This is a genomic window from Agrococcus casei LMG 22410 (assembly GCF_900163565.1).
Lineage (GTDB): Bacteria > Actinomycetota > Actinomycetes > Actinomycetales > Microbacteriaceae > Agrococcus > Agrococcus casei.
In genome coordinates this window covers 217188-241474 of the sequence record NZ_FUHU01000020.1, presented here as the reverse complement: position 1 = coordinate 241474, position 24287 = coordinate 217188, and the positions used below count along the sequence as shown (strand labels likewise).

Sequence of the window (24287 nt, the reverse complement as noted above, 5' to 3'; positions counted from 1 at the left end):
CGCGGGGCTAGCGAGCCTCGACCTCTGCGGCGAGCGGGTGCTCGGGGCAGAGCTGCACGGCAGCCTGCAGCTCAGCGGTCTCTTCGTCGCTGGCAGCAGCCGGGTCGATGCCGCCGAACTCGGGGTGCGCGCACACTGCGTAGAGCGGCGCAACTGCCTCGATGTCGTCGGGCTGGCCGAGCGCCTCAGCGGCTGCGGCCTGCTCCTCGGTCAGCGTGCCGTCGGTCAGCACCTCGCTGCTGCAGTCGGCGATCGAGTCGCCGGGCGACGAGAAGTTCCACGAGGTCTCGAAGTCGATGATCGTAAACTCTGCTCCGCCCTCGGTCGTGCAGATGGTGCTGACGGCAGCGGTGCGCTCGACAGCCTGCTCGCTCGAAGCCGCGCTCTCGCTTTCGGCAGTCTCATCAGCACCGCCAGCGCTGGCGCAGCCTGCCAGGGCGAGTGCTGCTGCGGCAGCAGCGGCGATGAGTGTTGCAGTCTTCTTGAGGGTCATATTCTCAGCTTTCTTCGTCTTCTTCACACAGCAAAGAGACCGCCCCAGCCGGGTGTCATCGATGACACCCGCAGAGCGGTCGTACAGCATTCAGTCTATCGACTGATTGAGAAAACACAATTCAATCGGCGTGCCCTGAGGCACCGTCACGAAACCCCTCAGAGAACCGTGTCGCCCTCACGATTTCGGCGGTATCGCTCGCGCATTCCGAGCACGGGATACACGATCCACGGCAGCGCGAATGCGGCGAGCAGCAGCAGCCACAGCGACCCCTGGGCGATGCCGACGAGTGCGAGGCACCCCATCAGCACCAGCACTGCGGCACCGAGCATCACAGCGACCGGCCAGACCACGCCCGGGGGCACAGCCATGCGCGGCGTCTCGACCCACACCGTGATGAGGGCGCCGAGGAATGCAATCACGACGAACACCGTGATCCAGGGGCTGTCGGTCACGTTGAGGATCGCGATGATGCCGCCGGAGTAGCCGATGGCGAATGCGAGCGTCCAGAGGATCTTGCGCAGCAGCATGCCGGCTACGCGCGTCTGAACGCGGCCACCGACTCGAGGTGGTGCGTGTGCGGAAAGAGGTCGTACGACTCGAGCGTCGCAAGCTCGTAGCCGCGCGCCCGCAGCAGCCCCGTGTCGCGGGCGAGCGCGACGGGGTCACAGGCGACGTAGACCAGCTGCGCCGGCGCATAGTCGGCAAGCAGGTCGATCACCGGCTCGCCGGCACCGGCACGAGGCGGGTCGAGCACGACGGTCGCTGCCCTGAAGCGGTCGCGCTCGGCGGCGCTGGCGCGCTCGAGGGTCGACTTCAGATACTGCTGCACGCTGGCGGTCGCGGTCTGGGCTCCGACCCACTCGGCCAGGTTCTCGGCGGCGTGGTCGGTCGCGATCTCGTTGCCTTCGACGCTCGTCACGCGAGTGGTCGAGCCCAGCAGGTCGCCCAGGGCAGCTGCGAAGAGGCCGACGCCTCCGTAGAGGTCGAGGTTGGCGGCCTTGGGGTCGGCGAGCGAGACGTCGATGGCACGGCGCACAGCATCGGTCAGCAGCGCGGGCGCCTCGCGGTGCACCTGCCAGAACCCTGCCCGGTCGAGCTGGAACTCGCGGTCGCCCACAAGCTCGACGATGGTGTCGCTGCGGCCGGCCTCAGCACCGGCTTCGCTCGCGATGATGTCGGTCGAGCCGTCGGCGAGCGCGACGTAGTCGACGATGGCTGCTCCGACGAGTCGCTCGTCGAGCAGGGCATCACGCTGGATGCTCGGTGCGGCAAGCGGCAGCGACGAGACCGGGACGACATTGTGGGTGCGTGCGGCGAACGGCCCCTGGCGGCCAGCCTCGCTGACCTGGAGTCGGACCCGCGTGCGCCAGCCGAGGCCCCTCGCGTCGTTGTCGCCCGGCGCTGCGACGACCCGCGCATCCGCCTCGACTCCTCCGAAGCGCTGCATCGCCTCGCGCAGCACCTGCGTCTTCAGCTCACGCTGCTTTGCGAGCTTGATGTGGCCGAACTCGGCTCCGCCGGCTCGATGCTCGGGCGCGCGGTCGAGCCTGGCCTCTGGCCAGAAGTGCTCGACGCGGTCGCTCGAAGGCTCGAGCACCTCGAGCAGCTCTGAGTGCGCGAACGACTTCTGCACCCGCGACACCTCGACGCGCACGCGCTCGCCGGGGAGCGCCTCGGGAACGAACACGACCCCGTGCTCGGTGCGCGCGACGAAGATTCCGCCGTGCGCGACGTTGTCGACAACGACCTCGAGGGTGTCGCCTGCTGTCAGTGAGTTTCTCAGATCGCGTTTTGCCACGGTCTCAGTCTAGGAGTCGCGTGCCTGCTTCGAGTGCGCGATGATCGCCTGGGCGGCGCGCTCGCCCATCCGCACGGCTCCGTCGACGTGCTGGTAGCCCTCGGAGGCGATGTCGCTGCACGCGTAGTGGATCGGCCCGGTCGGGCGATTCTGCAGGTGCCCCCAGCGGTGCAGGCCGCCCAGGTCGTAGCTCGTTGCGTAGGCGCCGCGGGTCCACTCCTCGGCACCCAGATCAGAGAGGGCGAACGCGATCGGCCGTTTGGCCTCGTCGCCGAGGTACAGCGCGATCGCGTCGAGGATGCGGGCCTTGCGCTCGTCTGCGTCGAGCGCCCACATCTGCTCGGCGTGCACATCTGAGATGAATCCGACGAGCGTGCCGTGCGGGTCTTCTTCGCCAGGCGTGCCGCCGGCGATGTTCTCGCCGAAGTTGGTGTTGTCGTAGATCTCCTGCACGAGCCGGCCGCCGCCGAAGCCCGTGCCCGAGAGCCCCTGCTCGCGCCAGAACGGCGTCTCGTACACGGCGTGCACCTTGATGACGAGGCCCATCGAGATGTGCTGGTGCGCGACCTGCTGCTCGCGAGGCATCGGAGGAACGAACTGCACGCGGCTGTACAGGTTGGGCGGCACGGCCAGCACGACGCTCTTCGCAGTGACGGTCAGCTTGTCTGACCTGACGACCACGCGCCCGGGTGCGCCGTTGTTCGGAACGCCGTTGCGCACATCCGCCTTGATGCCGTTGCGGGGGTCGGCCGTCGACTCGTCGGGCGTCGCCCACTCGATCTCTCGGACCGGCGATCCGAGCACGACCGCGTCGCCGAGCTCGCGCGCCATGGACTCGGAGACGCGCTGCATGCCGCCGATCACCCGCTTGTCGAGAATGAAGTCCTCGTCGACGAGGTTCGAGAACGAGCCGGCGGATGCGGCCATCAGCACCGCCTGCAGGGTCGAGAACGCGTGCGAGGGCTTGGTGAGCATGCCCGATGCGACGTAGATCGAGACGTTGTCGATCGCCTCAGCGTCGTCGCTGCGCTGCTCGAGCCACGAGCGTAAGGCGATGGTGTCGAGCTCGGCCGCACGCTCGGCAGCCCACGGAGCCTCGGCGCCGACCTCGGCCGCGAGCGCATCGAGCTCGTCAATGAGGCGCTGCATCTCGGTCGCGGTGGTCTCGCTCACGGGCATGCGGTCGCCCTCGTACTCGTGGCGAGTGCCGTCGGGCGAGACGTAGATCGACTTGCCGTCGCGGTAGCGGTCGAAGGTCTCGAGGCCGAGCTCTTCGACGAGTGCGGCGAGGCGCGTCTGGTCGGGCGAGATCCACTGGCCGCCGAGTTCGATGAAGTGCTCGACGCCGGTCTCGTCGATCGTGACGCCGTTCCAGGTGCGGCCGCCGACGCGCTCTCGCGCCTCGAGCACGACGACGCTCCTGCCTGCTGCGGCGAGCGTTCGGGCGGCCATGAGGCCTGCGGGACCGGCTCCTACGACGACGACGTCTGCTTCTGTTCGCATGCCTCGACGATATCTGTGGGCTGCTCGCCGATAGAGTTGCGCCATGCAACTGGTGCTCGCATCCGCCTCCCCCGCCCGGCTCATGCTCTTGCGACAGGCAGGAATCGAGCCCGACGTTCGACCGACCGACGTCGATGAAGATGGGCTGATCGACGCGCACATCGCCGAACACGGCGCACTGACGCCCGAGGCGTATGTCACGCTGCTGGCGCGGGCGAAGGCCGAGGCGTTTCTCGGCGCTGCCGCCGTCGACGGCTTCACGGGGCTGGTGTTCGGCGGCGACTCTTCGCTCGAGCTCGACGGCGAGATGCTCGGCAAGCCCCACACGCCCGAGCGAGCCCGCGAGCGCTGGATCGCGCAGCGCGGCAAGACTGCGGTGCTGCATTCGGGGCATCACCTGATTCGCGTCGAGAACGGCGAGGCAGTGCAGGATGCGCGCTCGGCGACCGCAACATCGGTCACGTTCTCGGCCGACATCACGGACGCTGAGATCGACGACTACGTGGCGACGGGCGAGCCGCTGAAGGTCGCGGGCGCATTCACGATCGACGGTCGCGGCGCCGCCTTCATCGACACCGTCACGGGCGACCCGTCGACGGTGATCGGCATGAGCATCCCAGCGGTTCGGCGCCTGGCGCGCGAGCTCGGGGTGGCGTGGCCGCAGCTGACAACGTAGGGGCCTGTCGGCTTGGCTGCGTCTGCTGGGCTGGCGCGCGTGCACGAGAAGCCGAGATGTGACGAGAAGCCGCAGAATCTGCGGCTTCTCGTGCACATTGTGCTGCATTGCGGTTTCTGGTGACAGCAGCCACAGCAGCGACCCCAGCCAGCCCTACGTCGTCTGCTCCTGCACCGCGATCGACCCGGTCTCGAGCGCCTCTTCGGCGTCGATGTCGACAGCGGCCATCTCGAACTGCGCCTGCAGCAGGCGGTAGTAGGCGCCCTCGGCCGCAACCAGCTCGTCGTGCCCGCCGTGCTCGACGATCGAGCCCTGCTCCATCACCAGGATGACGTCGGCATCGCGAATGGTCGACAGTCGGTGCGCGATCACGAACGACGTGCGGGCAGACCGCAGCGCCGTCATCGCGCTCTGCAGCAGCGCCTCGGTCCGGGTGTCGACCGAAGACGTCGCCTCGTCGAGGATCAGCACGCTCGGCTGCGTCAAGAACGCCCTGGCAATCGTGATCAGCTGCTTCTCGCCCTGTGACAGGTTCGTCGCGTCCTCGTCGATCACCGTGTCGTAGCCGTCGGGCAGCGACTGCACGAAGCGGTCGACATAGGTGGCGCGCGCCGCCTCGAGAATCTCGTCCTCGCTCGCGTCGGGCCTGCCGTAGGCGATATTGTCGCGGATCGTGCCGCCGAACAGCCAGGTGTCCTGCAGCACCATGCCGGTCTGCGCACGAAGCGCCTGCCTGGTCATGTCACGGGTGTCGCGGCCGTCGAGCAGGATGCGCCCTCCATCGATCTCGTAGAACCTCATCAAGAGGTTCACAAGGGTTGTCTTTCCGGCACCGGTCGGGCCGACGATCGCAACCGTCTGCCCCGGCTCGACGACGAGCGACAGGTCTTCGATGAGCGGCTTGTCAGCCGAATACGAGAACTTGACGTGCTGGAAGTCGACGCGGCCTGCGCCGCGCTCGACCGCATCCGTTCCCGTGTCTGCTTCTTCGTCGTCTGCGTCGAGCAGCTCGAAGACGCGCTCTGCCGAGGCTGCGCCCGAGATCACCATGGATCCCGACTGGCCCAGCTGGCTCATGTTCTGCGTGAACTGCTGCGAGTACTGAATGAACGCCTGCACGTCACCGACGAGAATCGCACCGGCCGCGACGAACAGGCCGCCGGCGACCGCCACGAGCACGTAGCCGATATTGCCGACGAAGGTCATGAGCGGAAACATCAGGCCCGAGACGAACTGCGCCTTGAACGATGCGTTGTAGACCTGCTCGTTCTCTTCTTGGAACTGGACGAGGGTCTCGCGCTCGCGTCCGAACACCTTGACCAGTGTGTGCCCCGTGTAGGTCTCTTCGACGATCGAGTTGAGCGCACCGGTGCGACGCCACTGCTTGCGGAACAGCCCCTGCGCCGGAGCCATGACGCCGCCGAGCACGATCGCCGTCAGCGGCAGTGTGATCAAGGCTATGAGCGCGAGGCGCCAGTCGATCCAGAACATCATGAACAGCACGCCGGTCAGCGTCAGCAGCGCTGTGACGATCTGGCTGAACACCTGCGAGAGCGTCTGGCCGATGTTGTCGAGGTCGTTCGTGAGCCGGCTGAGCAGCTCGCCGCGGTTCATGCTGTCGTAGTAGCCCAGCGGCAGCGAATGCACCTTGTTCTCGACGTCCTCGCGCAGGCCGCGAACCGTCTTCTGCACGACGCGGTTGATCACGAAGCCCTGCAGCCAGTTGAACAGGCTGGCCGCGACATACAGGCCGAGCACAATCGCCAGGATGCCCGCGAGCCGCTCGAAGTCGATGCCGGCACCGGCATTGAAGTTCTGCATCGCGGCGATCATGTTGGCGAAGTCGTCTTCGCCCTGCTGCCGAAGGCCTTCGACGATCTGATCCTGCGTGGCTCCCTCGGGCATCTGCCCCTGAATGAAGCCCTCAACGACGACGTGGGTGCCTCGCCAAGCACCTTCGGAGCCAGCACGAGCAGCACGACGCCGATCGAGCCGACCGCGAAGACCGTCGCGAGCAGCCATTTGAACGGCGCGAGCAGACCGAGCAGTCGCTTCACAGTGGGGCCCAGGTTCTTCGGCTTGCCCGGCGGCGGGCCACCCCAGTCGCCGTCAGCCGAGCGACCGGCTTCTTCGAGCTCGAGCTCGAGCTTCTCCTGCTCGGTCAGCTCTTTCGGGGCTTCCGGCTGTGCGTTTCTCTTCGCCATGATCAGGCCTCTACGCTCATCTGCGAGTTCACGATCTCGCGGTAGGTCTCACTGGTCTCCAGCAGCTCGTCATGCGTGCCCTGGTCGAGGATGCGTCCGCTCTCGATCACGAGGATGCGGTCGGCACCCTGCACGGTTGCGACGCGCTGCGCCACGACGATCCTGGTGATGTCTGACAGCTCGGCGTCGAGTGCCGCCCGCAGCCGCGCATCCGTCGACGTGTCGAGCGCCGAGAACGAGTCGTCGAACAGCAGCACTCTCGGGCGCTTCACGAGCGCCCTCGCGATCGACAGTCTCTGTCGCTGCCCTCCCGAGAAGTTCGTGCCGCCCTGCGCCACGCGAGCGTCGAGCCCCTTCTCTGCGACGAATCCCTTGGCCTGCGCGATCTCGAGCGCCTGCCACAGATCAGCTTCGGTGGCGTTCTCATCGCCGAAGCGCAGGTTCGAGGCCACCGTGCCCGAGAACAGGTACGGGCGCTGCGGCACGAGGCCGAGATTCGCCCACAGCTGGTCGGTGTCGGATTCGCGCACGTCGACACCGCCGACTCGCACTGACCCTGCCGTGACGTCGAACTGCCTCGCGATCAGGTTGACGAGCGTTGTCTTTCCGGCGCCCGTCGATCCGATGATGGCAACGGTCTCACCCGGATGCGCGGTGAACGTCACGTCTTCTAGCACAGGGGTGTCGGCACCGGGGTATGAGAAGCTGACGCCCTCGAACTCCACCGTGCCGTCTGCCGGAGCAGCGCTGCCCGTGCCTCGGGCGACCGAGGCCTCAGTCTCGATGACCTCGCTGATACGGCGTGCGCCGACTGCAGCGCGAGGGATCATCATCGTCATGAAGGTCATCATCATGATGCCCATCAGAATCTGCATCAGATACTGCAGGAAGATCATCATCGTGCCGATCTCAAGCTCGCCGCTGTCGACGAGATGGCCACCGAACCAGATGACGGCGACGCTCGAGACCTCGACGATGAGCATGATGAGCGGAAACGCCAGAACGAACAGATTGCCTGTTCGCAGCATCGCCGAGTAGAGGTCTTCGTTCGCCTTGTCGAAGCGGCGCTTCTCGCGCTTCTCCTGCACGAATGCCCGAACGACCCGAATGCCCGTGAGCTGTTCGCGCATGACACGGTTGATCGCGTCGACTTTCTCCTGCAGCGTCGCGAAGATCGGCACCAGACGGCTGACGATGAGCGCCATGACAATCAGCATCACCGGCACGGCGACGGCGACGATCCACGACAGCGTTGCGTCAGCGCGAATCGCGAGCACGATGCCGCCGATCGACAGCATGGGCGCCGACATGAGCATGGTGCACGACATCAGGATGAGCATCTGCACCTGCTGCACGTCGTTCGTGTTGCGGGTGATGAGGCTGGCGGAGCCGAAGCGCTGCATGTCCTGCTCGCTGAAGGCCGATGCCTTCTGGAACACGTCTGCGCGCATGTCGCGGCCAGCGCGCATGGCGATGATCGCTCCGCACAGGATCGCGAGCGTGTTCGCGGCGATCTGCAGCAGGCTGACGACCAGCATCCAGCCGCCGAGGCGCCAGATGACGTCGGTGTTGCCGACGAGCACGCCGTCGTTCAGGATGTCGCCGTTGATGGTGGGCAGCAGCAGGCTGAGCACCGACTGCGCGAACTGGAAGAGCACCACGAGCACGATCAGCGGCCAGTAGGGCCCCGCGTAGCGCTTGATGAGGTGGAGGAGTTTCATTCTTGGGTTCCCTGAGTGGAGTCGTGTGCAGCGGAGTCGCGTGCAGTGGAGTCGAGTGCAGCGGCATCGTGTGGCCGCATGAGGCCGTGGAGGAAGATGTCTGCGTGCTCAGCGGGCGTGAGCTGCTGAGTCCACATGTTGGTGGTGTCGGCCGCTGCCACTGCGTGCATGCGCAGTATCGAGGCAGCTGACTCGGGAGAGGCGCGCAGCCGGTGGCTGTGCTGGAGGAGAGCGTCGGTCCAGGGCTCGAGCTCGCGCTCGAACTGCTCGAGCGCGTCCTTGCCGGGGCTGTCGATGTACGGGCCGAGCGCGTAGAAGATGCGGAATGACCTGCGGTACTGCTCCATGGCGTTCTCGATGATGCCGATCACGAGGTCTTCGAAGCTCATGCCGGCGACGTCGATGCTCTGCAGCCACACCCCGACGCTGTCGGGCATGCCGCTGTGCTTGGACGCGAGAGAGCGAAGCAGGTTCTCCTTCGTCTCGAAGACCTTGAACAGCGTGCCCTCAGAGACTCCGGCCGCCGCGGCCAGGTCTCGCGAGGTCACCGAGATGCCGAGCTCGAGCACGACTTCGAGCACGTCATCAAGGATCTGGTCCTGTCTGTCGGACCTTGAGAGTCGGGGAATCACCACGGAGACACTTTAGGTGAGTGAGCACTCACTCACCTAGTGGCAGAACCCCGTTGGGCGTGTTGCCCCGCGGTTCTGGGGCCGGCGAGACGGACCCCGGATGCGCACTCACCTTCAGTCGTCTGATCGGCTGATCTGCGCATCCGCTCTGCACCTCGCCGCAGCCCCGCTGCCGACCCTATTTTTGTCGGCAACGTCAACGATTTCGCGATTCTGGTAGAGGAATCGGCAGGGCATTCATGCGATGGCTTGTAGAATCTCGAATCATGCCCCGCATTACAAAGGTCCTGGTCGCCAACCGCGGCGAGATCGCAGTCAGAGTCATCCGTGCAGCCAAAGACGCAGGCATCGGATCCGTCGCCGTCTACGCCGACCCCGATCGGGATGCGCGCCACGTGCGCCTGGCCGACGAGGCCTACGCGCTCAAGGGAACAACCAGCGCCGAGACCTACCTCGTCATCGACAAGATCCTCTCGGCAGCGCGCCGCTCGGGCGCCGACGCGGTGCACCCTGGCTATGGCTTCCTCGCCGAGAACTCGGCGTTCGCGCAGGCCGTCATCGACGCGGGCCTGACCTGGATCGGCCCCTCCCCCGCAGCCATCGACGCACTGGGCGACAAGGTGCAGGCGCGCCACATCGCCGAGCGCGTGGGAGCACCCCTTGCGCCGGGCACGCTGAACCCGGTCGAGACCGCCGACGAGGTCATCGCCTTCGCCGACGAGCACGGCCTGCCGGTCGCGATCAAGGCTGCCTTCGGCGGCGGCGGACGCGGACTCAAGGTCGCGCGCAGCCGCGACGAGGTCGCCCAGCAGTTCGAGTCGGCGACCCGCGAGGCCGTTGCCGCATTCGGCCGCGGCGAGTGCTTCGTCGAGAAGTACCTCGACAAGCCCCGCCACGTCGAGACGCAGTGCCTCGCGGATGCGCACGGCAACGTGGTCGTCGTCTCCACCCGCGACTGCTCCCTCCAGCGTCGTCACCAGAAGCTGGTCGAAGAGGCGCCCGCGCCGTTCCTGACCGACGAGCAGCAGACGCTGCTCTACGAGTCGTCGAAGGCCATCCTTCGCGAGGCCGGCTACGTCGGCGCGGGCACATGCGAATTCCTGATCGGATCCGACGGAACCGTCTCGTTCCTCGAAGTGAACACGCGACTGCAGGTCGAGCATCCGGTCTCTGAAGAGGTCACCGGCATCGACCTCGTGCGCGAGCAGTTCCGTCTCGCAGAAGGCGAAGCACTCGGCTACGACGACCCCGAGATCAACGGCCACTCGTTCGAGTTCCGCATCAACGGCGAAGACGCAGGCCGCGGCTTCATGCCGGCGCCCGGCCCCATCCACGTCTTCCGCGCCCCCGACGGTCCGGGTGTGCGCATCGACTCGGGCGTCGTCGCAGGCGACGTCATCAGCGGCAGCTTCGACTCGCTGCTGGCCAAGCTCATCGTCACGGGCGCCACGCGCGAAGAGGCGCTGCAGCGCTCACGCCGGGCGCTCGCCGAGTTCGAGATCGAGGGCCTGCCCACGGTGCTGCCCTTCCACAAGCTCGTCGTCGACGACCCCGCCTTCACGGGCGACGAGGGCTTCGGCGTCTACACCTCGTGGATCGAGACCGAGTGGGCTGGCGACGTCGAGCCCTGGGGCGGCGAGCCCGGCGACCTCGGCCAGCCCGAAGAGCGTCGCTCGGTCGTCGTCGAAGCAGACGGAAAGCGCATCGAGGTGTCGATGCCGTCGCGGCTGTTCGGCGAGGCTCCCGATGCTCGCGGACCCGCTCCGAAGCGCGCGAAGACCGTGCTTGCGGGCGCTGCCAGCGGCACCGTCACGAGCCCGATGCAGGCGACTGTGGTGAAGTGCGAGATCGAGGTCGGCCAGCGCGTCGTCGCGGGCGACCTGCTCGTCGTGCTCGAGGCCATGAAGATGGAGCAGCCGCTGCAGGCCAGCATCTCGGGCACGGTGACCGCGCTCGATGCTCCCGTCGGCAAGACGATCTCGTCGGGGCACACGCTGCTCACGATCGAGCCCGACGAGGAGCAGTAGCGCCGCGGCATCTGACCTGAACTCCCTTTGGAGTTCAGCCTCCGCGTAAGCAGAGAGCGAGCTCCAAAGGGAGTTCAGATCAGCGGATGCGCTGGCTCAGTCCACAATCCGGTGCAGCGAGCGCGCCGCATCGGCGATCGAACCCGTGAGCGACGGGTACACCGGAAACACCTTGGCGATCATGTCGACCGTCAGACGGTTCTCGAACGCCATCGTGATCGGGTAGATCAGCTCTGAGGCCTTCGGCGACACGATGACGCCGCCGATGACGGTGCCCGAGCCCTTGCGCGCGAACAGCTTCACGAAGCCGTCTTCGATGCCCATCATCTTGGCTCGCGGGTTCTGCGACAGGTGCACGACCTGGATGTCGCCCTGCGCGATGTCGTCTTCGAGGTCTTTCTGCTGCCAGCCGACCGTCGCAATCTCGGGCTGCGTGAAGATGTTGCTCGCCACGGCCCGCAGGCTGATCGGGCTCACTGCGTCGCCGAGCGCGTGGAACATCGCCGTGCGTCCCTGCATCTGGGCGACGGATGCGAGGGGCAGCACGTCTGCACAGTCTCCGACCGCGTAGACGCTCGGCAGGTTGGTGCGGGCGACGCGGTTGACCTTGATGTGGCCCGACTCGGTCAGCTCGACGCCAGCCTCTTCGAGGCCGAGACCCTTGGTGTTGGGCACGGAGCCGACTGCCATGAGACAGTGCGAGCCTTCGACCTTGCGGCCGTCTTCGAGCGTGACGACGACACCGGTCTCGGTCGCCTCGACGCTCGCGGCGCGCGACTCCGAGAGCACGTTCATGCCCTGTCGCTTGAAGACCTCTTCGATGACCTCGGCCGCATCTGCGTCTTCGTTCGGCAGCACGCGCTGGCGCGAGGAGACGAGCGAGACCTTGGCTCCGATGTTCGAGTACGCGTTGGCGAACTCGGCGCCCGTCACACCCGAGCCGACCACGATGAGGTGCTCGGGCACGTCGTCCATCGAGTAGAGCTGGGTCCAGGTCAGGATGCGCTTGCCGTCGGGCATCGCGCTCGGCAGCTCACGGGGGCTGGCGCCGACGGAGACGATGACGGTGTCTGCTTCGAACTCGTCGAAGTCAGTGCCCTTCTTGCCCGTCGAGACGACGACGCGGCTGGGGCTGACGAGGCGGCCCTCGCCCTGCACGATCGTGACGCCTGCGCGCTCGAGCTCTGCCTTCATGTCGAGCGACTGCTGGCCGGCGAGCGAGAGCAGGCGTCGGTTGACCGCCTGCAGGTTCACTGCGACCTCTGGCTTGTGGGGTCTGCCGGTCTCGCCGCGCACGTAGAACTGCACGCCGAGGGCGTTCGCATCGCGGATCGCCGCCGCGCTCTCGGCCGTCGCGATCAGCGACTTCGACGGCACGACGTCGGTCAGCACGGCCGAGCCTCCGACGCCGACGCGCTCGATGAGCGTGACGTCAGCACCGAGCTGTGCTCCGGCGAGAGCTGCCTCAGCACCTCCCGGACCGCCGCCGATGACAACTACCTTCTGGGCGCCTGTTGTTGCATTCACACACCCCATCTTGCCGTAGCTTAGGAGCATGAATGCCACACGCGACGAGAATCCCTTCGAACTGGCGAAGCTCGCTGCTGCCGACATCGCAGCGCAGACCGGTGTCGAGAGCCATGACATCGCCCTCACACTGGGCTCCGGATGGGCCAAAGCAGCCGACCTGCTGGGCGAGACGACACACGAGCTCGACGCCACAGGCGTGACCGGCTTCTCGAAGCCAGCGCTCGCCGGGCACGTCGGCACAATCCGCTCCGTGCTGCTCGCAGACGGCCGCCGCGCACTCATCATCGGCGCCCGCACGCACTACTACGAGGGCCGCGGCGTTCGCGCCGTCGTGCACTCGGTGCGCACCGCAGCCGCCGCCGGCGCGAAGACCATGATCCTCACCAATGGCGCAGGCGGCATCAAGCGCCACTGGCAGCCGGGCCAGCCCGTGCTGATCAGCGACCACATCAACCTCACGGCCGACTCGCCCCTCGAGGGCGCCACGTTCGTCGACCTCACCGACCTCTACTCATCGCGGCTGCGTCGCATCGCACTCGAGGTCGACAGCACGCTCGACGAGGGCGTCTACGTGCAGTTCCGCGGACCCCACTACGAGACTCCGGCCGAAGTGAAGATGGCCGAGACGATCGGCGGCCACATCTGCGGCATGTCGACGGCGCTCGAGGCGATCGCAGCTCGCGAGGCCGGCATGGAGGTGCTGGGCCTCAGCCTCATCACCAACCTGGCCGCAGGCATCCAGAAGACCCCGCTGTCGCACGAAGAGGTCGTCGAGGCCGGACGCGAAGCCGAGCCGGTGATCTCAAAGCTGCTTGCCGACATCGTCGAGGCGATCGGAGCCCGGGCATGAGCACCCTCGACACCGCGCGGGCCTGGCTCGCGCAGGATCCCGACCCCGTCACACGCGAAGAGCTCACAGGGCTCATCGCCCAGGCAGAGGCCGGAGACGCCGCGGCTCTCGAGTCGGCGTTCGCCGGACGCCTCGAGTTCGGCACCGCAGGCCTCAGAGGCGAGCTCGGCGCGGGCAGCGCACGCATGAATCGCGTCTCGGTCGCCCAGGCTGCTGCTGGGCTCGCATCGTTCCTGCTTCGGCGCGGCGCGCATCCGAGTGTCGTGATCGGCTACGACGGCCGCGTGAACTCCGACGTCTTCGCTCGCGACACCGCTGAGATCATGGCAGGTGCAGGCGTGCGCGCGCTGCTGCTGCCCGGGCCCGCCCCCACGCCCGTGACCGCGTTCGCAGTGCGCGACCTCGATGTCTCGGCAGGCGTGATGGTGACTGCCAGCCACAACCCGCCGCGCGACAACGGCTTCAAGGTGTACCTCGGCGACGCCGACCAGGGCAGCCAGATCGTGGCACCGGTCGACGCCGAGATCGCAGCCGAGATCGAGCTGATGGCCTCGCGCTACACCTTCGACGACCTCCCGAAAGGCACATTCGAGCAGCTCGGCGACGACGTCCGCGAGCGCTACGTCTCGGCAACCGCCGCACTCGGCCAGCCGGGTGCAAGCTCGCGCGTCGTCTACACGGCCATGCACGGCGTCGGCTGGCTGACCACCCGCGACGCCGTTGCGGCAGCTGGCTTCGAGCCGCTGATCCCGGTGGCCGAGCAGCGCGACCCCGACGGCGCGTTTCCGACCGTCGCGTTTCCGAACCCCGAAGAGCCCGGCGCACTCGACCTCGCCATGGCCACGGCTGATCGCGAGCACGCCGAGCTGATCATCGCCAACGACCCCGACGCCGACCGCCTGTCGGTCTGTGTTCCGGTCGAGGGCGGCTGGCAGCAGCTCACCGGCAACGAGGTCGGCCTGATCTTCGGCTGGGATGCCGCGAAGCGCCTCGGCACCGGCACACTCGCGTGCTCGATCGTCTCCTCCCCCGGGCTCGAGGCGATCGCGAAGCACTTCGGCCTCGAGTTCCAGGCGACGCTGACGGGCTTCAAATGGGTCTCGCGCGTCGACGGCCTCGTCTACGGCTACGAAGAAGCGCTCGGCTACCTCGTGAACCCCGAGACGGTGCGCGACAAAGACGGCATCTCTGCCCTGCTACGCATCCTGTCGATTCACGGTGCTCTGCGCGCCGAGGGTCGCACCCTGCTCGACCTGCTCGACGAGATCGCGACCACCGTCGGCGCCTATGCCTCGGGTCAGGTCTCGGTGCGCGTCACCGATCTCGCGCGCATCCCAGCGACGATGGCTGCCTTGCGCGCCACACCGCCGACCGAGCTCGCAGGCGTCGCCGTCACCGCGGCCGACGACCTGAACCTGCCGGAGCACGGGTCGATCGGCAACATCCTGCGCTTCACGATGGCCGACGGCTCACGCGTCATGGTGCGGCCAAGCGGCACCGAGCCGAAGGTCAAGGTCTACATCGACTCCGTCGACGCGACGGGCGACCAGGATGCGGCACGCGCGCTGGTCAGTGCGTACGCAGAGGCGATGCGTCCACTCGTCGCGTAGCGAGGCCTCTGGCTACGCGCGCACCTTGACGCCCAGCAGCTCGAGGGCCTCCTTGCGGCTGCCCGCGGCCACGATCTGGTTGACGACACCGGGTGCGTCGAGCGACTTCGCGAGCCCTGCAAGCATCGTGATGTGGCGCTTCGCCGTGGTCGCGGCGATGCCGACGATGAGGCGAACCGGGTCGTTGTGCGGGTGGCCGAAGCGCACCGGCTCTTCAAGTGCCAGCACGGCGACGCCGTCTTTGCGCACGAGCGAGCTCGCGTTCGCGTGCGGCACGGCGACGCCGGGGGCGACCACGCAGTAGGGGCCGTAGTTGTCGATGATCTGCAGCATCTCGTCGATGTACGCCGGGCCCACCGCGTGCGCGTTGACGAGGTCGAGGCCGGCAGCTCGGACGGCCTCTTCCCACGACGGGGCATAGACGCCCGACGCGTACGTCGCCGTCGCAACAGTCACGCTCATTGCAGGTCGTCGAATCCGTCAGAGATGATGTCGGCCAGCTCTTCGCGCTCGTCGACCGGCAGGAAGGCAGCTGCAGCCGCATGCAGCTGCAGCGCCTCGTGGTCGATCAGGTCGTAGCCGAAGGCGTCAGACAGGATGCTCAGCTCCCGTGAGAGGGTCGTGCCGCTCTGCAGGCGGTTGTCGGTGTTGACCGTGACCTTGAATCCGAGCTGGAACAGCAGGTCGATCGGATGCGAGCGCACGTCGTCGCCCCACTGCTCGATCGCGCCGGTGCCGAGGTTGCTCGTGACCGACAGCTCGAGTGCGATGCCGCGGTCTTTGACCCACTCGGCAGTCTGGCCGAGCATCACCTGCAGCGCGTCGCGCTCGTCAGACACCTCGATGTCTTCTGCGATGCGCACGCCGTGCCCGAGGCGCAGCGCGCGGCCGACCGTGAGGGCCTCGCGAATCGAGTCGAGGCCGGCTGCCTCGCCCGCGTGCACCGTAACCGGCATGAACTCCTTCGCCAGATAGTCGAAGGTGCCAGCGAACCGCGAAGGGGCAAAGCCGTCTTCGGGGCCGGCGATGTCGAAGCCGGCCACCCCGCGGGCACGGTGCCGCACTGCGAGCCGAGCGATCTCATCCACCCGATCGCCCTGTCGCATGCCGCACAGCAGCTGCTGCACCCGCACATCCTCGTCGGTCTCGTCCATGCCGTCTTCGAGACCGCGACGCACCGCGGCGACAGCCTCGTCGAGCGTGAGGCCCTGCTGCAGATGCTGCTCGGGAGCCCACCGGACTTCGCCGTAGACGACGCCGTCGTCGGCGAGGTCGAGCACGTACTCGCGAGCTGCGCGCTCGAGGCTCTCGGCCGTCTGCAGCACCGCTGTCGTGACGGCGAAGGTCTCGAGGTACTCGGTCAGCGAGCCGGAGTTGGCAGAGTCGACGAACCAGTCGGCCAGTGCATCTGCATCGTCTGCAGGCACGTCGACGCCGGCTTCGTCAGCCAGGTCGAGAATCGTCTCGGGCCTGAGGGCCCCGTCGAGATGGTCGTGGAGGCTCACCTTGGGGATGGCGACGGCATCGATCCCATCGGTCATGAAGTCATCGTCCATGATGCACGCTCCCCTGCTCTCCGCCGCCATTGTACCCAGCGCCCGGTTCTTGAAAGTGAACTCTGGCACATTGCGATTCTCACGGTCGCTGCCCCTGCTCGACAAAGCGCAGCTGGTACCCCGCATACGTCTTGCCGGCCGCCCAGATGGCGAAGCCTGTGACCGGCACGCAGATGCCGAGCGCGAGCATGCCGATGCTCATGATCCAGTGGAAGACGCCCGAGATGAAGCCGGTGTCGGCCTGCAGCCACAGCAGCGCGGCGAGGCCGACCGCAAAGGCGATGACCGCAGTGAGCACCCCGACGACGCGCTGCAGCGACTGCAGCTGCGCATCCGCCTCACGACGCCCGACCACCGAGTGTGCGGTGATCGCCACGAGCACGCCTGCGAGCAGACCCGTGGCGACTGCCGGCACGCCGCCTGCGAGGGTCGGGATGCCGAGCGAGCGAGCGCCGGTCGAGATGAGACCCAGCAGCTCGGTCATGATGAGCGCGATCAGCCCGCCGACCACGCCCCACAGCGCGCCGCGGATGATGACGAAGATCAGCGGAGAGTCGCCGCGCAGTCCGTCTCTAGCCATAGGGGCCAGTCTAGTTGCGGATGCGGGCCGTCAGCGCTGGATCGTCGTGACGCGTCGGGTCAGGTCGTCGGAATCACCGGCATGCACTGCGTCACCGCGTTCTCGCGTCGCAGCAGCGAGCGCCGCGTGTGCCAGATGGCGAACAGGCAGACAGGCAGAGCGGGTGCCAGCACGAGCATCCAGACCGCGAACGTCGGCATGAAGCCGGTGTCGCTGATCTCGGCGAACCAGGCCAGCCCCAGCGCGACGACCGCGATCGGCACGGCAGCCGAGAGGGCGACGATGAGCACGAGACTCGCTCGCTGCGATGCCGTCTGCAGGCGACGACGCACGAAGCGCCAGCCGACAGCGGCGACCAGGAGGCCGCAGAGCGCACCGACCAGGAGCGCCGGAGCAGCGAAGACCGCAGCCGATTCGAACGACCACGCGCGACCGCCGGATGCAAGGTTGAAGCCCATTGCGCCGACGAGTGTCGAGGCCCCTGCGAGGGCGCCCCAGAGGGTCCCGCGGGCAAGGAGAAGCCGGCGGTTTCCGGCTCGTTCGCTGCTCTTGGACCCCACTCTTCGAGGCTACGCGGATGCGCGCTGCGGCAAGCCCGGTTTCTATGCCGATTCGGTCACGATTGTGTCGTCTGAGGTGTCACTGGCGGGGTCGGAATCGCGGATGCGCGGGCGCTGCACACGAACGATGGTCCAGCCGGCGAGGGCCGAGAGGGGAACCAGCGCGAGGCCAGCGGCGGTCGGTCCGACCATCGTGGGCCAGTCGATGTCGCCCCAAGCACCCGATGCGATGTGGATGAGCAGCGCCACCGCAGGCAGCAGGAGCGCCGTCATCAGCGCGAATGCGGCGCCGTACCACGCGCCGTGTCGTGATGCGACACCGCCACGACGCTTCGCCCAGAGCCACCCCACGGCACCTGCCAGCGCCGCGGACGCCGCCAGAGGCAACACCAGAACCGGCACGACTTCAGTCAGGCCCGACATTGTCGTGGTGAAGATCGGGTCCTGCCCGCAGCCACATCCGTCTTCGGTACTGTCGTCAATCAGTTCGAGCGCGTCAGGCAGCACGCCGAAGGCCAGCACCAGCAGCACCGACTGCAGCGCACCCCACAGTGCCCCGAACAGAATGGTCGGAACAGCACGGATGCGCGATGCAGGCGCAGGGCTGACTGGGGTCATGCTCTCAACAGTAGGAGGGCGCGCTGGTCGGCCCCTGGCAGGCTGCCTCAAGAACGCTGGACGTCTACGCCGTGATGCGGTCTCGCACGATCGGCAGGGCATCGAACGCCGTGCCGGGAGCCGCCACATCGTAGGCGCCCTCGAGCGCCTCGAGTGCACGCTCGAAGCGTGCCGGCTCATTCGCCGAGAGCGTGAACAGCGGCTCGCCTGCGCGCACCACGTCGCCGGGCTTCGCGTGCAGGTCGATTCCTGCCGCGTGCACCACGGCATCCGTCGCCCTCGCGCGACCTGCCCCGAGACGCCAGGCTGCGATGCCGAACGACAGGGCGTCCTGGCGGGTCAGCACACCGTCTGCCTCAGCCTTGACGACATGCGTCTCGTTCGGGGTCGGCAGCGCGCCGTCGGGGTCGCCGTCCTGGGCGGTGATGAACTGGCGCCACACGTCCATCGCGCGGCCGTCGCTGAGCGCGGCTTCGACGTCGGCGTCGGGCTGGCCGACCGACGCGAGCATCTCACGAGCCAGCGCGACCGTGAGCTCGACGACGTCGGAAGGCCCGCCGCCTGCGAGCACCTCGACCGATTCGCGCACCTCGTTGGCATTGCCGATGGCGAGGCCGAGGGGCGACTCCATGCTGGTGAGCAGCGCCGAAGTCGTGACTCCGGCGTCGGTTCCGAGGGCGACCATGGTCTCGGCGAGCTCGCGAGCCCGCTCCTCTTCGCGCATGAACGCGCCCGAGCCGAACTTGACGTCGAGGGTGAGCGCGCTCGTGCCCTCTGCGATCTTCTTCGACATGATCGACGACGCGATCAGCGGAATCGCCTCGACCGTGCCGGTCACGTCGCGCAGCGCGTAGAGTCGCTTGTCGGCAGGTGCGAGCCCCTTGCCCGCCGCGCAGATGACGCCGCCGAGGCCTTCGAGCTGCTGCATGATCTCGTCGTTCGACAGGTCGGCACGCCACCCCGGAATCGACTCGAGCTTGTCGAGGGTTCCTCCCGTGTGCCCGAGGCCGCGGCCCGAGAGCTGCGGCACCGCCACACCGAATGCGGCCACGAGCGGCATGAGCGGCAGCGTGATCTTGTCGCCGACGCCGCCGGTCGAGTGCTTGTCGACGGTCGGCTTCGACAGCTGCGAGAAGTCCATGCGCTCGCCCGAGCGGATCATCGCCTGCGTCATGTCGAAGATCTCGCGACGCTCCATGCCGTTCAGGAAGATCGCCATGATGAGCGAGGCCATCTGCGCGTCGTCGACGTACTCGCGCGTGTACGCGTCGATGAGCCAGTCGATCTGCTCGGTGCTCAGCGCACCCTTGTCGCGCTTGGCGCGGATGATGTCGACAGCGTCGAAAGCTTCAACCATCATGAGTCCTTTCGGTAGTCATCGAGTGCGCTCGGGCCGAACGCGTCGGGCAGCACTTCGTTCATGGTGCGGATGCCCGACACAGTCATGAGGCGAGTCTCGGCAGTCGAGTGCTCGTTGAGCAGCTGTCGGCAGCGCCCGCACGGCATGATGACGTCGCCGTCGCCGTTGACGCACACGAACGCGGCGATCGTGCCGCCGCCCGTCATGAACAGCTCTGACACGAGCGAGCATTCGGCGCACAGCGTGACGCCGTATGCGGCGTTCTCGATGTTGCAGCCAGAAACCAGCCGGCCGTCGTCGGCGAATGCCGCAGCGCCGACCGGGTAGGCCGAGTACGGCACGTAGGCCTTCTTGGTCGCCGCGAGGGCAGCCTCGGTCAGCGCATCCCAGTCGATCGAGTTCTCGCTCATGCCTGTCACACTATTGCTTCGCGTACGGTTTGCCGCTGGCGGCAGGCGCACGCGAGAGCCCGATGAACCCGGTCACCGCGAGGATCGTGATGACGTACGGCAGCATCAGCAGCACTTCGCTGGGCACCTGGCTTCCGGCCGCCGACAGCGTCTGCTGCAGCGCCCTCGCGAAGCCGAACAGCAGCGCCGCGAACGTCGCCTTGAGCGGGTGCCACTTTCCGAAGATGACTGCGGCGAGCGCGATGTAGCCCAGGCCGCCCGTCATCTCCTTCGTGAACTGGCCGGTCTGGTCGAGTGTGAAGTATGCCCCTCCGAGACCCGCGATCGCTCCTGCGAGCGAGACGTTCCAGAAGCGCCACCTGCCGACCTTGATGCCGACAGTGTCAGCAGCCAGCGGGTGCTCGCCGAGCGATCGAAGGCGAAGACCCCAGGTCGAGTTGAACATCGCCCAGGTGATCACGACAACCGCGACGTACATCGCGTAGACGATGATCGTCTGGTTGAACAGCGTCGGCCCGATGACCGGGATCTTCGACAGCAGAGGAAGCGCTATCGCCGGAAGCCGGTCGGGGTTGTTCAGCTCGGGCGACGATGACAGCACCGACGAGTAGAAGAAGCCTGTGAGGCCGACGACGAGCACGTTGAGCACGACACCGACAATGACCTGCTCGACGAGGTACTTGATCGCGAAGGCTGCGAGCACGAACGACACGAGCATGCCGGCGACCATAGCGGCGAGAAGACCGACGTATGTGTTGCCGGTGATCGAGGCGACGAGGGCACCTGAGAACGCACCCGAGAGGAGCTGCGCCTCGATCGCGATGTTCACGATTCCCGCACGCTCAGAGATCACGCCGCCGAGGGCACCGAAGATCAGGGGCACCGACAGGGCGACCGTCGAGATCATGAGGTCGGTGAACGAGAACTGGCTGCCAGACCCGGCCCAGGTGAGGAAATCGACCGCGAAGAAGGCGCCGAACACGACGTACAGCCAACCCCAGACGCGCTTGCGGGCGAGGGTGCGCCAGACGGCGATGCCAGTGATCGCCGCCATGACAAGCGTCGACACGATGCCGATGACTCGCACACCGAGCGCAACTGCCGGAATCGAGAAGAAGTCGCTGCCCTTCGCGAAGCTGAACGTGGTGCTCTCGTCAGTGCCGAATCCGACCGTCAGCACGAACGCCACGACTGTGAGCGCCGCGAGGGCGATCGCAGGGCGCCATTTGCGCACCACGACACGCTCGAGATGAACCTCGGTGTCGGGCTGGTGGGTGCCCTCAGCTGCCTTCGATGTGTCTGTCGAGGGTGCTTCGCTGCTCATTTGCGGCCTCCCTTCGGCAGGAAGAAGATCGTCTTCACCAGCGCGGGCGCTGCGATGAAGAGAACAATGAACGACTGCAGCACGAGCACCAGGTCGATCGGCACACCCTCAGCCGCGGCCATGTTGTAGCCACCAGCCTTGAGAGCGCCGAACAGGATGCCGGCGATCAGGGTTCCCCACGGAGACGACCGGCCCAGCAGCGCGACGGTGATCGCATCGAACCCGATGCCTGCGTCGATGTGCGACGTGAACCCGGTTGTCACCTGACCAGTCACCTGGATGCCGCCGGCGAGTCCCATGAAGGCTCCGGCGAAGAGCATCGCAAGGGTCGTGATGAGGCCGACGTTCATGCCTGCCATTTTGGCCGCCGCCGGGTTGAGGCCGACGGTGCGGAACTGGAATCCGAGGCTCGAGCGTTCGATGAACCACCAGTAGAGCACCACGACTGCCAGCGCAATCAGGAAGCCTGCGTGCACTTTGAAGCCGGGGAGCGGATTGAGGATGGCCGTTTCGAGCATGCCCGGAGTGATCGGGTTGTTGTTGTCTGGGTTGCGCAGCAGGTCTGGCGAGCGCAGCGCATACACGAGCGCCCAGTAGGCGACGTAGTTGAGCATGATCGTCAGGATCACCTCGTGAGCGCCAGTGCGGGCCTTCAGCAGGCCGACGATGCCGCCCCAGATCGCAGCGGCTCCGATTCCGGCGATGAGTGCGACAGTGACGTGGATGATCGGCGGCATTTCGACCGAGAAGCCGATCCAGCCTGCAACAGCAGCGCCGACGAGCATCTGCCCCTGCCCGCCGATGTTGAACAGGCCGACCTTGAAGGCGATCGCAACGCCGAGCCCCGCGATGATCAGCGGTGCCGCGTAGTAGAACGTGTTCGACACCGGTGTCAGCGCCTGCTGCAGCGTGTCGATGCGATTGATGTTGAGGATCGAGCCTTGGAACATCGCTGTGTATGCACCGGCGACTGAGTCCCAGAGTGCCTGCAGCATGTCGGTGGGCCGCGCGAAGAAGTAGCCTGCGGTCTTCGCCACACGCTCGTCGGTGAAGGCGATCAGCAGTGCACCGAGCACGAGCGACGCGACAACCGCGAGCACCGAGAGCATCGGAGTGCCGGTCATCAGTCGCTGCATGAACTCCCGAGAACGGTCGACCTGCTCTTCGCCTTCAGGCGGGGGCGGAGCCGCCTGCTTTGCCAACTGTTCGCTCATGCTGCAGCCTCCTCAGCCGCTGCCTTGAGATGCTCAGGCATTTCGCCCGCCATCATCAGACCTAGGTCTTCGCGGTCGGTGTCGGCCGGCACGATGCCGACGATGCCGCCGCGGTACATCACTGCGATGCGATCTGCGAGGCCGATGACCTCGTCGAGCTCTGTTGACACGACCACCACGGGAATCCCTGTGTCACGCGTTGCGATGATCTGCTTGTGCACGAACTCGATCGATCCGACGTCGAGCCCGCGGGTGGGTTGCGAGGCGACGAAGAGCTCGAGCTTTCGACCCAGCTCGCGCGCCAGCACAACCTTCTGCTGGTTTCCGCCCGAGAGCGAGCCAGCCGGCGAGTGGATGCTCTGCGCGCGAACGTCGTAGTCGGTCTTCGCCTGCTCGGCGAATTCGTTGCGAGTCGCGAAGTCGATGGTGCCCGCCTTGACGAACGGTGCTCCCTTGTAGCGGTCGAGCATGATGTTCTCAGACACTGAGAACTCTGAGACGAGGCCGTCGACCTTGCGATCTTCGGGCACAAACCCGACACCTGAGTCGAGCACTTCGCGCACCGACTTGCCTGTCAATCGCCTGCCGCTGAGCGAGATGCTGCCCGATGCGGGCTTCTCGAGACCGATGATCGCCTCGGTCAGCTCAGTCTGGCCATTGCCCTGCACACCCGCGATGCACAGGACTTCTCCGCCTCGCACCTCGAATGAGACATCGTTGACGACCTTCTGTCCAATGCGGTCAAGCACTGTGAGCACTGTGACCTCAAGCTTCTTGTCTGTGAACTTCGCGTCGTCTTTGTCGACAGTGAGTGAGACATCGCGGCCGACCATCAGCGACGCGAGCTCGTTGCTGCTCGCCGTGGGCTCGGCGGAGCCGACGATCTTGCCAAGGCGGATGACGGTGATTCTGTCAGCGACCTCGCGAACCTCACGCAGCTTGTGCGTGATGAAGACGATCGCTGTGCCGTCGTCGCGCAGCTGACGCATGACATTCATCAGCTCGTCGGTCTCTTGCGGCGTGAGCACTGCAGTGGGCTCGTCGAACACGAGCACCCGAGCATCGAGCGAAAGCGCCTTGATGATCTCGACGCGCTGCTGCACGCCGACCGGCAGATCCTGCACCAGCGCATCCGGGTCGATGTCGAACCCGAACCGCTTCGACAGCTCGACGACAGCTTTTCGAGCGCCCTTGAGTCCGCCGAGCTCACGCTCGTGGCCGAGCAGAACGTTCTCGGCGACAGTGAACACGGGAATCAGCATGAAGTGCTGGTGCACCATGCCGATGCCGGCGCGCATCGCATCGCCGGGGCCCTGGAAGCGCTGCGGCTTGCCGTCAATGAGAATCTCGCCCTCTTCAGCCTGGTAGAGGCCGTAGAGCACATTCATCATCGTCGACTTGCCGGCACCGTTCTCACCGAGCAGACAGTGGATCTCACCAGCCTCGATCTTGAGGTTGATGCGATCGTTCGCCGTGAATGTGCCAAAGCGCTTGGTGATGCCCTTGAGCTCAAGCGTCATCGCTTCGTCCCTTCGTTTCGCCTAAGAGAATCTAGCCGAAAACCTGATGAGACACCGAAACCGGGAGTCGACACGAGCCGACTCCCGGTCTGGGTGCT

At 66.6% G+C, this 24287-nt stretch carries 23 protein-coding genes; 4 read left to right on the top strand and 19 right to left on the bottom strand.

Annotated elements, in window-relative coordinates; genetic code table 11:
• Positions 1 to 7: 7 nt before the first annotated feature.
• The 4 genes from CZ674_RS04115 to CZ674_RS04100 form a co-directional block, all read right to left on the bottom strand.
• On the bottom strand, positions 8 to 493 hold the full coding sequence (locus CZ674_RS04115; protein ID WP_143244624.1) for a hypothetical protein: 486 nt from the start codon (positions 491 to 493) through the stop codon (positions 8 to 10).
• A 158-nt stretch (positions 494 to 651) separates the two neighbouring features.
• Entirely contained in the window at positions 652 to 1023 is a 372-nt protein-coding gene (locus CZ674_RS04110) for a hypothetical protein (protein WP_086991252.1), read from the bottom strand.
• Between the two features lie 5 nt (positions 1024 to 1028).
• On the bottom strand, positions 1029 to 2294 hold the full coding sequence (locus CZ674_RS04105) for a class I SAM-dependent RNA methyltransferase (protein WP_234988414.1): 1266 nt from the start codon (positions 2292 to 2294) through the stop codon (positions 1029 to 1031).
• A 9-nt stretch (positions 2295 to 2303) separates the two neighbouring features.
• Positions 2304 to 3797, bottom strand: a complete 1494-nt coding sequence (locus CZ674_RS04100; protein ID WP_086991251.1) for a flavin monoamine oxidase family protein — start codon at positions 3795 to 3797, stop codon at positions 2304 to 2306.
• Between the two features lie 43 nt (positions 3798 to 3840).
• On the opposite strand from CZ674_RS04100, the gene CZ674_RS04095 reads away from it, so the two are divergent.
• Positions 3841 to 4473, top strand: coding sequence for a Maf family protein (locus CZ674_RS04095; RefSeq protein WP_086991250.1), 633 nt, complete (start codon positions 3841 to 3843; stop codon positions 4471 to 4473).
• A gap of 153 nt (positions 4474 to 4626) precedes the next feature.
• Here CZ674_RS04095 and CZ674_RS04090 read toward each other — a convergent pair whose 3' ends face one another.
• The 4 genes from CZ674_RS04090 to CZ674_RS04080 are packed head-to-tail and all read right to left on the bottom strand — an operon-like array spanning position 4627 to position 9033.
• Positions 4627 to 6378: an ABC transporter ATP-binding protein gene (locus tag CZ674_RS04090; protein ID WP_327078613.1), complete on the bottom strand. Its 1752-nt coding sequence runs from the start codon at positions 6376 to 6378 to the stop codon at positions 4627 to 4629.
• Positions 6303 to 6677: a hypothetical protein gene (locus tag CZ674_RS14555; RefSeq protein ID WP_327078612.1), complete on the bottom strand. Its 375-nt coding sequence runs from the start codon at positions 6675 to 6677 to the stop codon at positions 6303 to 6305. Before CZ674_RS14555 ends, CZ674_RS04090 begins: the two co-directional genes overlap by 76 nt.
• Positions 6678 to 6679: 2 nt before the next feature.
• Complete coding sequence (locus CZ674_RS04085) at positions 6680 to 8398, bottom strand: ABC transporter ATP-binding protein (protein ID WP_086991249.1); 1719 nt, start codon at positions 8396 to 8398, stop codon at positions 6680 to 6682.
• On the bottom strand, positions 8395 to 9033 hold the full coding sequence (locus tag CZ674_RS04080; RefSeq protein ID WP_086991248.1) for a TetR/AcrR family transcriptional regulator: 639 nt from the start codon (positions 9031 to 9033) through the stop codon (positions 8395 to 8397). The genes CZ674_RS04085 and CZ674_RS04080 overlap by 4 nt, the downstream gene beginning before the upstream one ends.
• A gap of 263 nt (positions 9034 to 9296) precedes the next feature.
• On the opposite strand from CZ674_RS04080, the gene CZ674_RS04075 reads away from it, so the two are divergent.
• On the top strand, positions 9297 to 11057 hold the full coding sequence (locus tag CZ674_RS04075) for an acetyl-CoA carboxylase biotin carboxylase subunit (RefSeq protein ID WP_086991247.1): 1761 nt from the start codon (positions 9297 to 9299) through the stop codon (positions 11055 to 11057).
• A gap of 96 nt (positions 11058 to 11153) precedes the next feature.
• On the opposite strand, the gene CZ674_RS04070 is transcribed toward CZ674_RS04075, so the two are convergent.
• Positions 11154 to 12584, bottom strand: coding sequence for an NAD(P)H-quinone dehydrogenase (locus CZ674_RS04070; RefSeq protein ID WP_407640211.1), 1431 nt, complete (start codon positions 12582 to 12584; stop codon positions 11154 to 11156).
• A 28-nt stretch (positions 12585 to 12612) separates the two neighbouring features.
• Between CZ674_RS04070 and CZ674_RS04065 the strand changes: the two genes are divergently transcribed.
• Together CZ674_RS04065 and CZ674_RS04060 are read left to right on the top strand one after the other, a co-directional pair.
• Positions 12613 to 13437: a purine-nucleoside phosphorylase gene (locus tag CZ674_RS04065; RefSeq protein ID WP_086991246.1), complete on the top strand. Its 825-nt coding sequence runs from the start codon at positions 12613 to 12615 to the stop codon at positions 13435 to 13437.
• Entirely contained in the window at positions 13434 to 15047 is a 1614-nt protein-coding gene (locus tag CZ674_RS04060) for a phospho-sugar mutase (protein WP_086991245.1), read from the top strand. Before CZ674_RS04065 ends, CZ674_RS04060 begins: the two co-directional genes overlap by 4 nt.
• 12 nt (positions 15048 to 15059) lie before the next feature.
• Here the strand turns inward: CZ674_RS04060 and CZ674_RS04055 are convergent, their stop codons facing one another.
• The 10 genes from CZ674_RS04055 to CZ674_RS04010 all read right to left on the bottom strand — a co-directional run bounded on the left by CZ674_RS04055 (position 15060) and on the right by CZ674_RS04010 (position 24189).
• Positions 15060 to 15509: a PTS sugar transporter subunit IIA gene (locus tag CZ674_RS04055; protein ID WP_086991244.1), complete on the bottom strand. Its 450-nt coding sequence runs from the start codon at positions 15507 to 15509 to the stop codon at positions 15060 to 15062.
• On the bottom strand, positions 15506 to 16603 hold the full coding sequence (locus CZ674_RS04050; RefSeq protein ID WP_086991243.1) for an adenosine deaminase: 1098 nt from the start codon (positions 16601 to 16603) through the stop codon (positions 15506 to 15508). Before CZ674_RS04050 ends, CZ674_RS04055 begins: the two co-directional genes overlap by 4 nt.
• A 79-nt stretch (positions 16604 to 16682) precedes the next feature.
• Positions 16683 to 17183, bottom strand: a complete 501-nt coding sequence (locus CZ674_RS04045) for a hypothetical protein (RefSeq protein ID WP_086991242.1) — start codon at positions 17181 to 17183, stop codon at positions 16683 to 16685.
• Positions 17184 to 17242: 59 nt separating this feature from the next.
• The gene (locus CZ674_RS04040) at positions 17243 to 17743 is read right to left on the bottom strand and encodes a hypothetical protein (RefSeq protein ID WP_143244623.1); all 501 of its coding nucleotides are present in this window, start codon (positions 17741 to 17743) and stop codon (positions 17243 to 17245) included.
• A gap of 42 nt (positions 17744 to 17785) precedes the next feature.
• Positions 17786 to 18361, bottom strand: a complete 576-nt coding sequence (locus CZ674_RS04035) for a hypothetical protein (RefSeq protein ID WP_086991240.1) — start codon at positions 18359 to 18361, stop codon at positions 17786 to 17788.
• A gap of 64 nt (positions 18362 to 18425) precedes the next feature.
• Positions 18426 to 19718 (bottom strand): thymidine phosphorylase, encoded by a 1293-nt coding sequence (locus CZ674_RS04030; protein WP_086991239.1) that lies wholly within the window; start codon positions 19716 to 19718, stop codon positions 18426 to 18428.
• Positions 19718 to 20131: a cytidine deaminase gene (locus CZ674_RS04025; protein WP_086991300.1), complete on the bottom strand. Its 414-nt coding sequence runs from the start codon at positions 20129 to 20131 to the stop codon at positions 19718 to 19720. Before CZ674_RS04025 ends, CZ674_RS04030 begins: the two co-directional genes overlap by 1 nt.
• A 10-nt stretch (positions 20132 to 20141) precedes the next feature.
• On the bottom strand, positions 20142 to 21455 hold the full coding sequence (locus tag CZ674_RS04020; RefSeq protein WP_086991238.1) for an ABC transporter permease: 1314 nt from the start codon (positions 21453 to 21455) through the stop codon (positions 20142 to 20144).
• Positions 21452 to 22669 (bottom strand): ABC transporter permease, encoded by a 1218-nt coding sequence (locus CZ674_RS04015; RefSeq protein ID WP_086991237.1) that lies wholly within the window; start codon positions 22667 to 22669, stop codon positions 21452 to 21454. The genes CZ674_RS04020 and CZ674_RS04015 overlap by 4 nt, the downstream gene beginning before the upstream one ends.
• A complete protein-coding gene (locus tag CZ674_RS04010) occupies positions 22666 to 24189 on the bottom strand; it encodes an ABC transporter ATP-binding protein (protein ID WP_086991236.1) in 1524 nt (507 codons plus the stop codon). Before CZ674_RS04010 ends, CZ674_RS04015 begins: the two co-directional genes overlap by 4 nt.
• Positions 24190 to 24287: the final 98 nt, after the last annotated feature.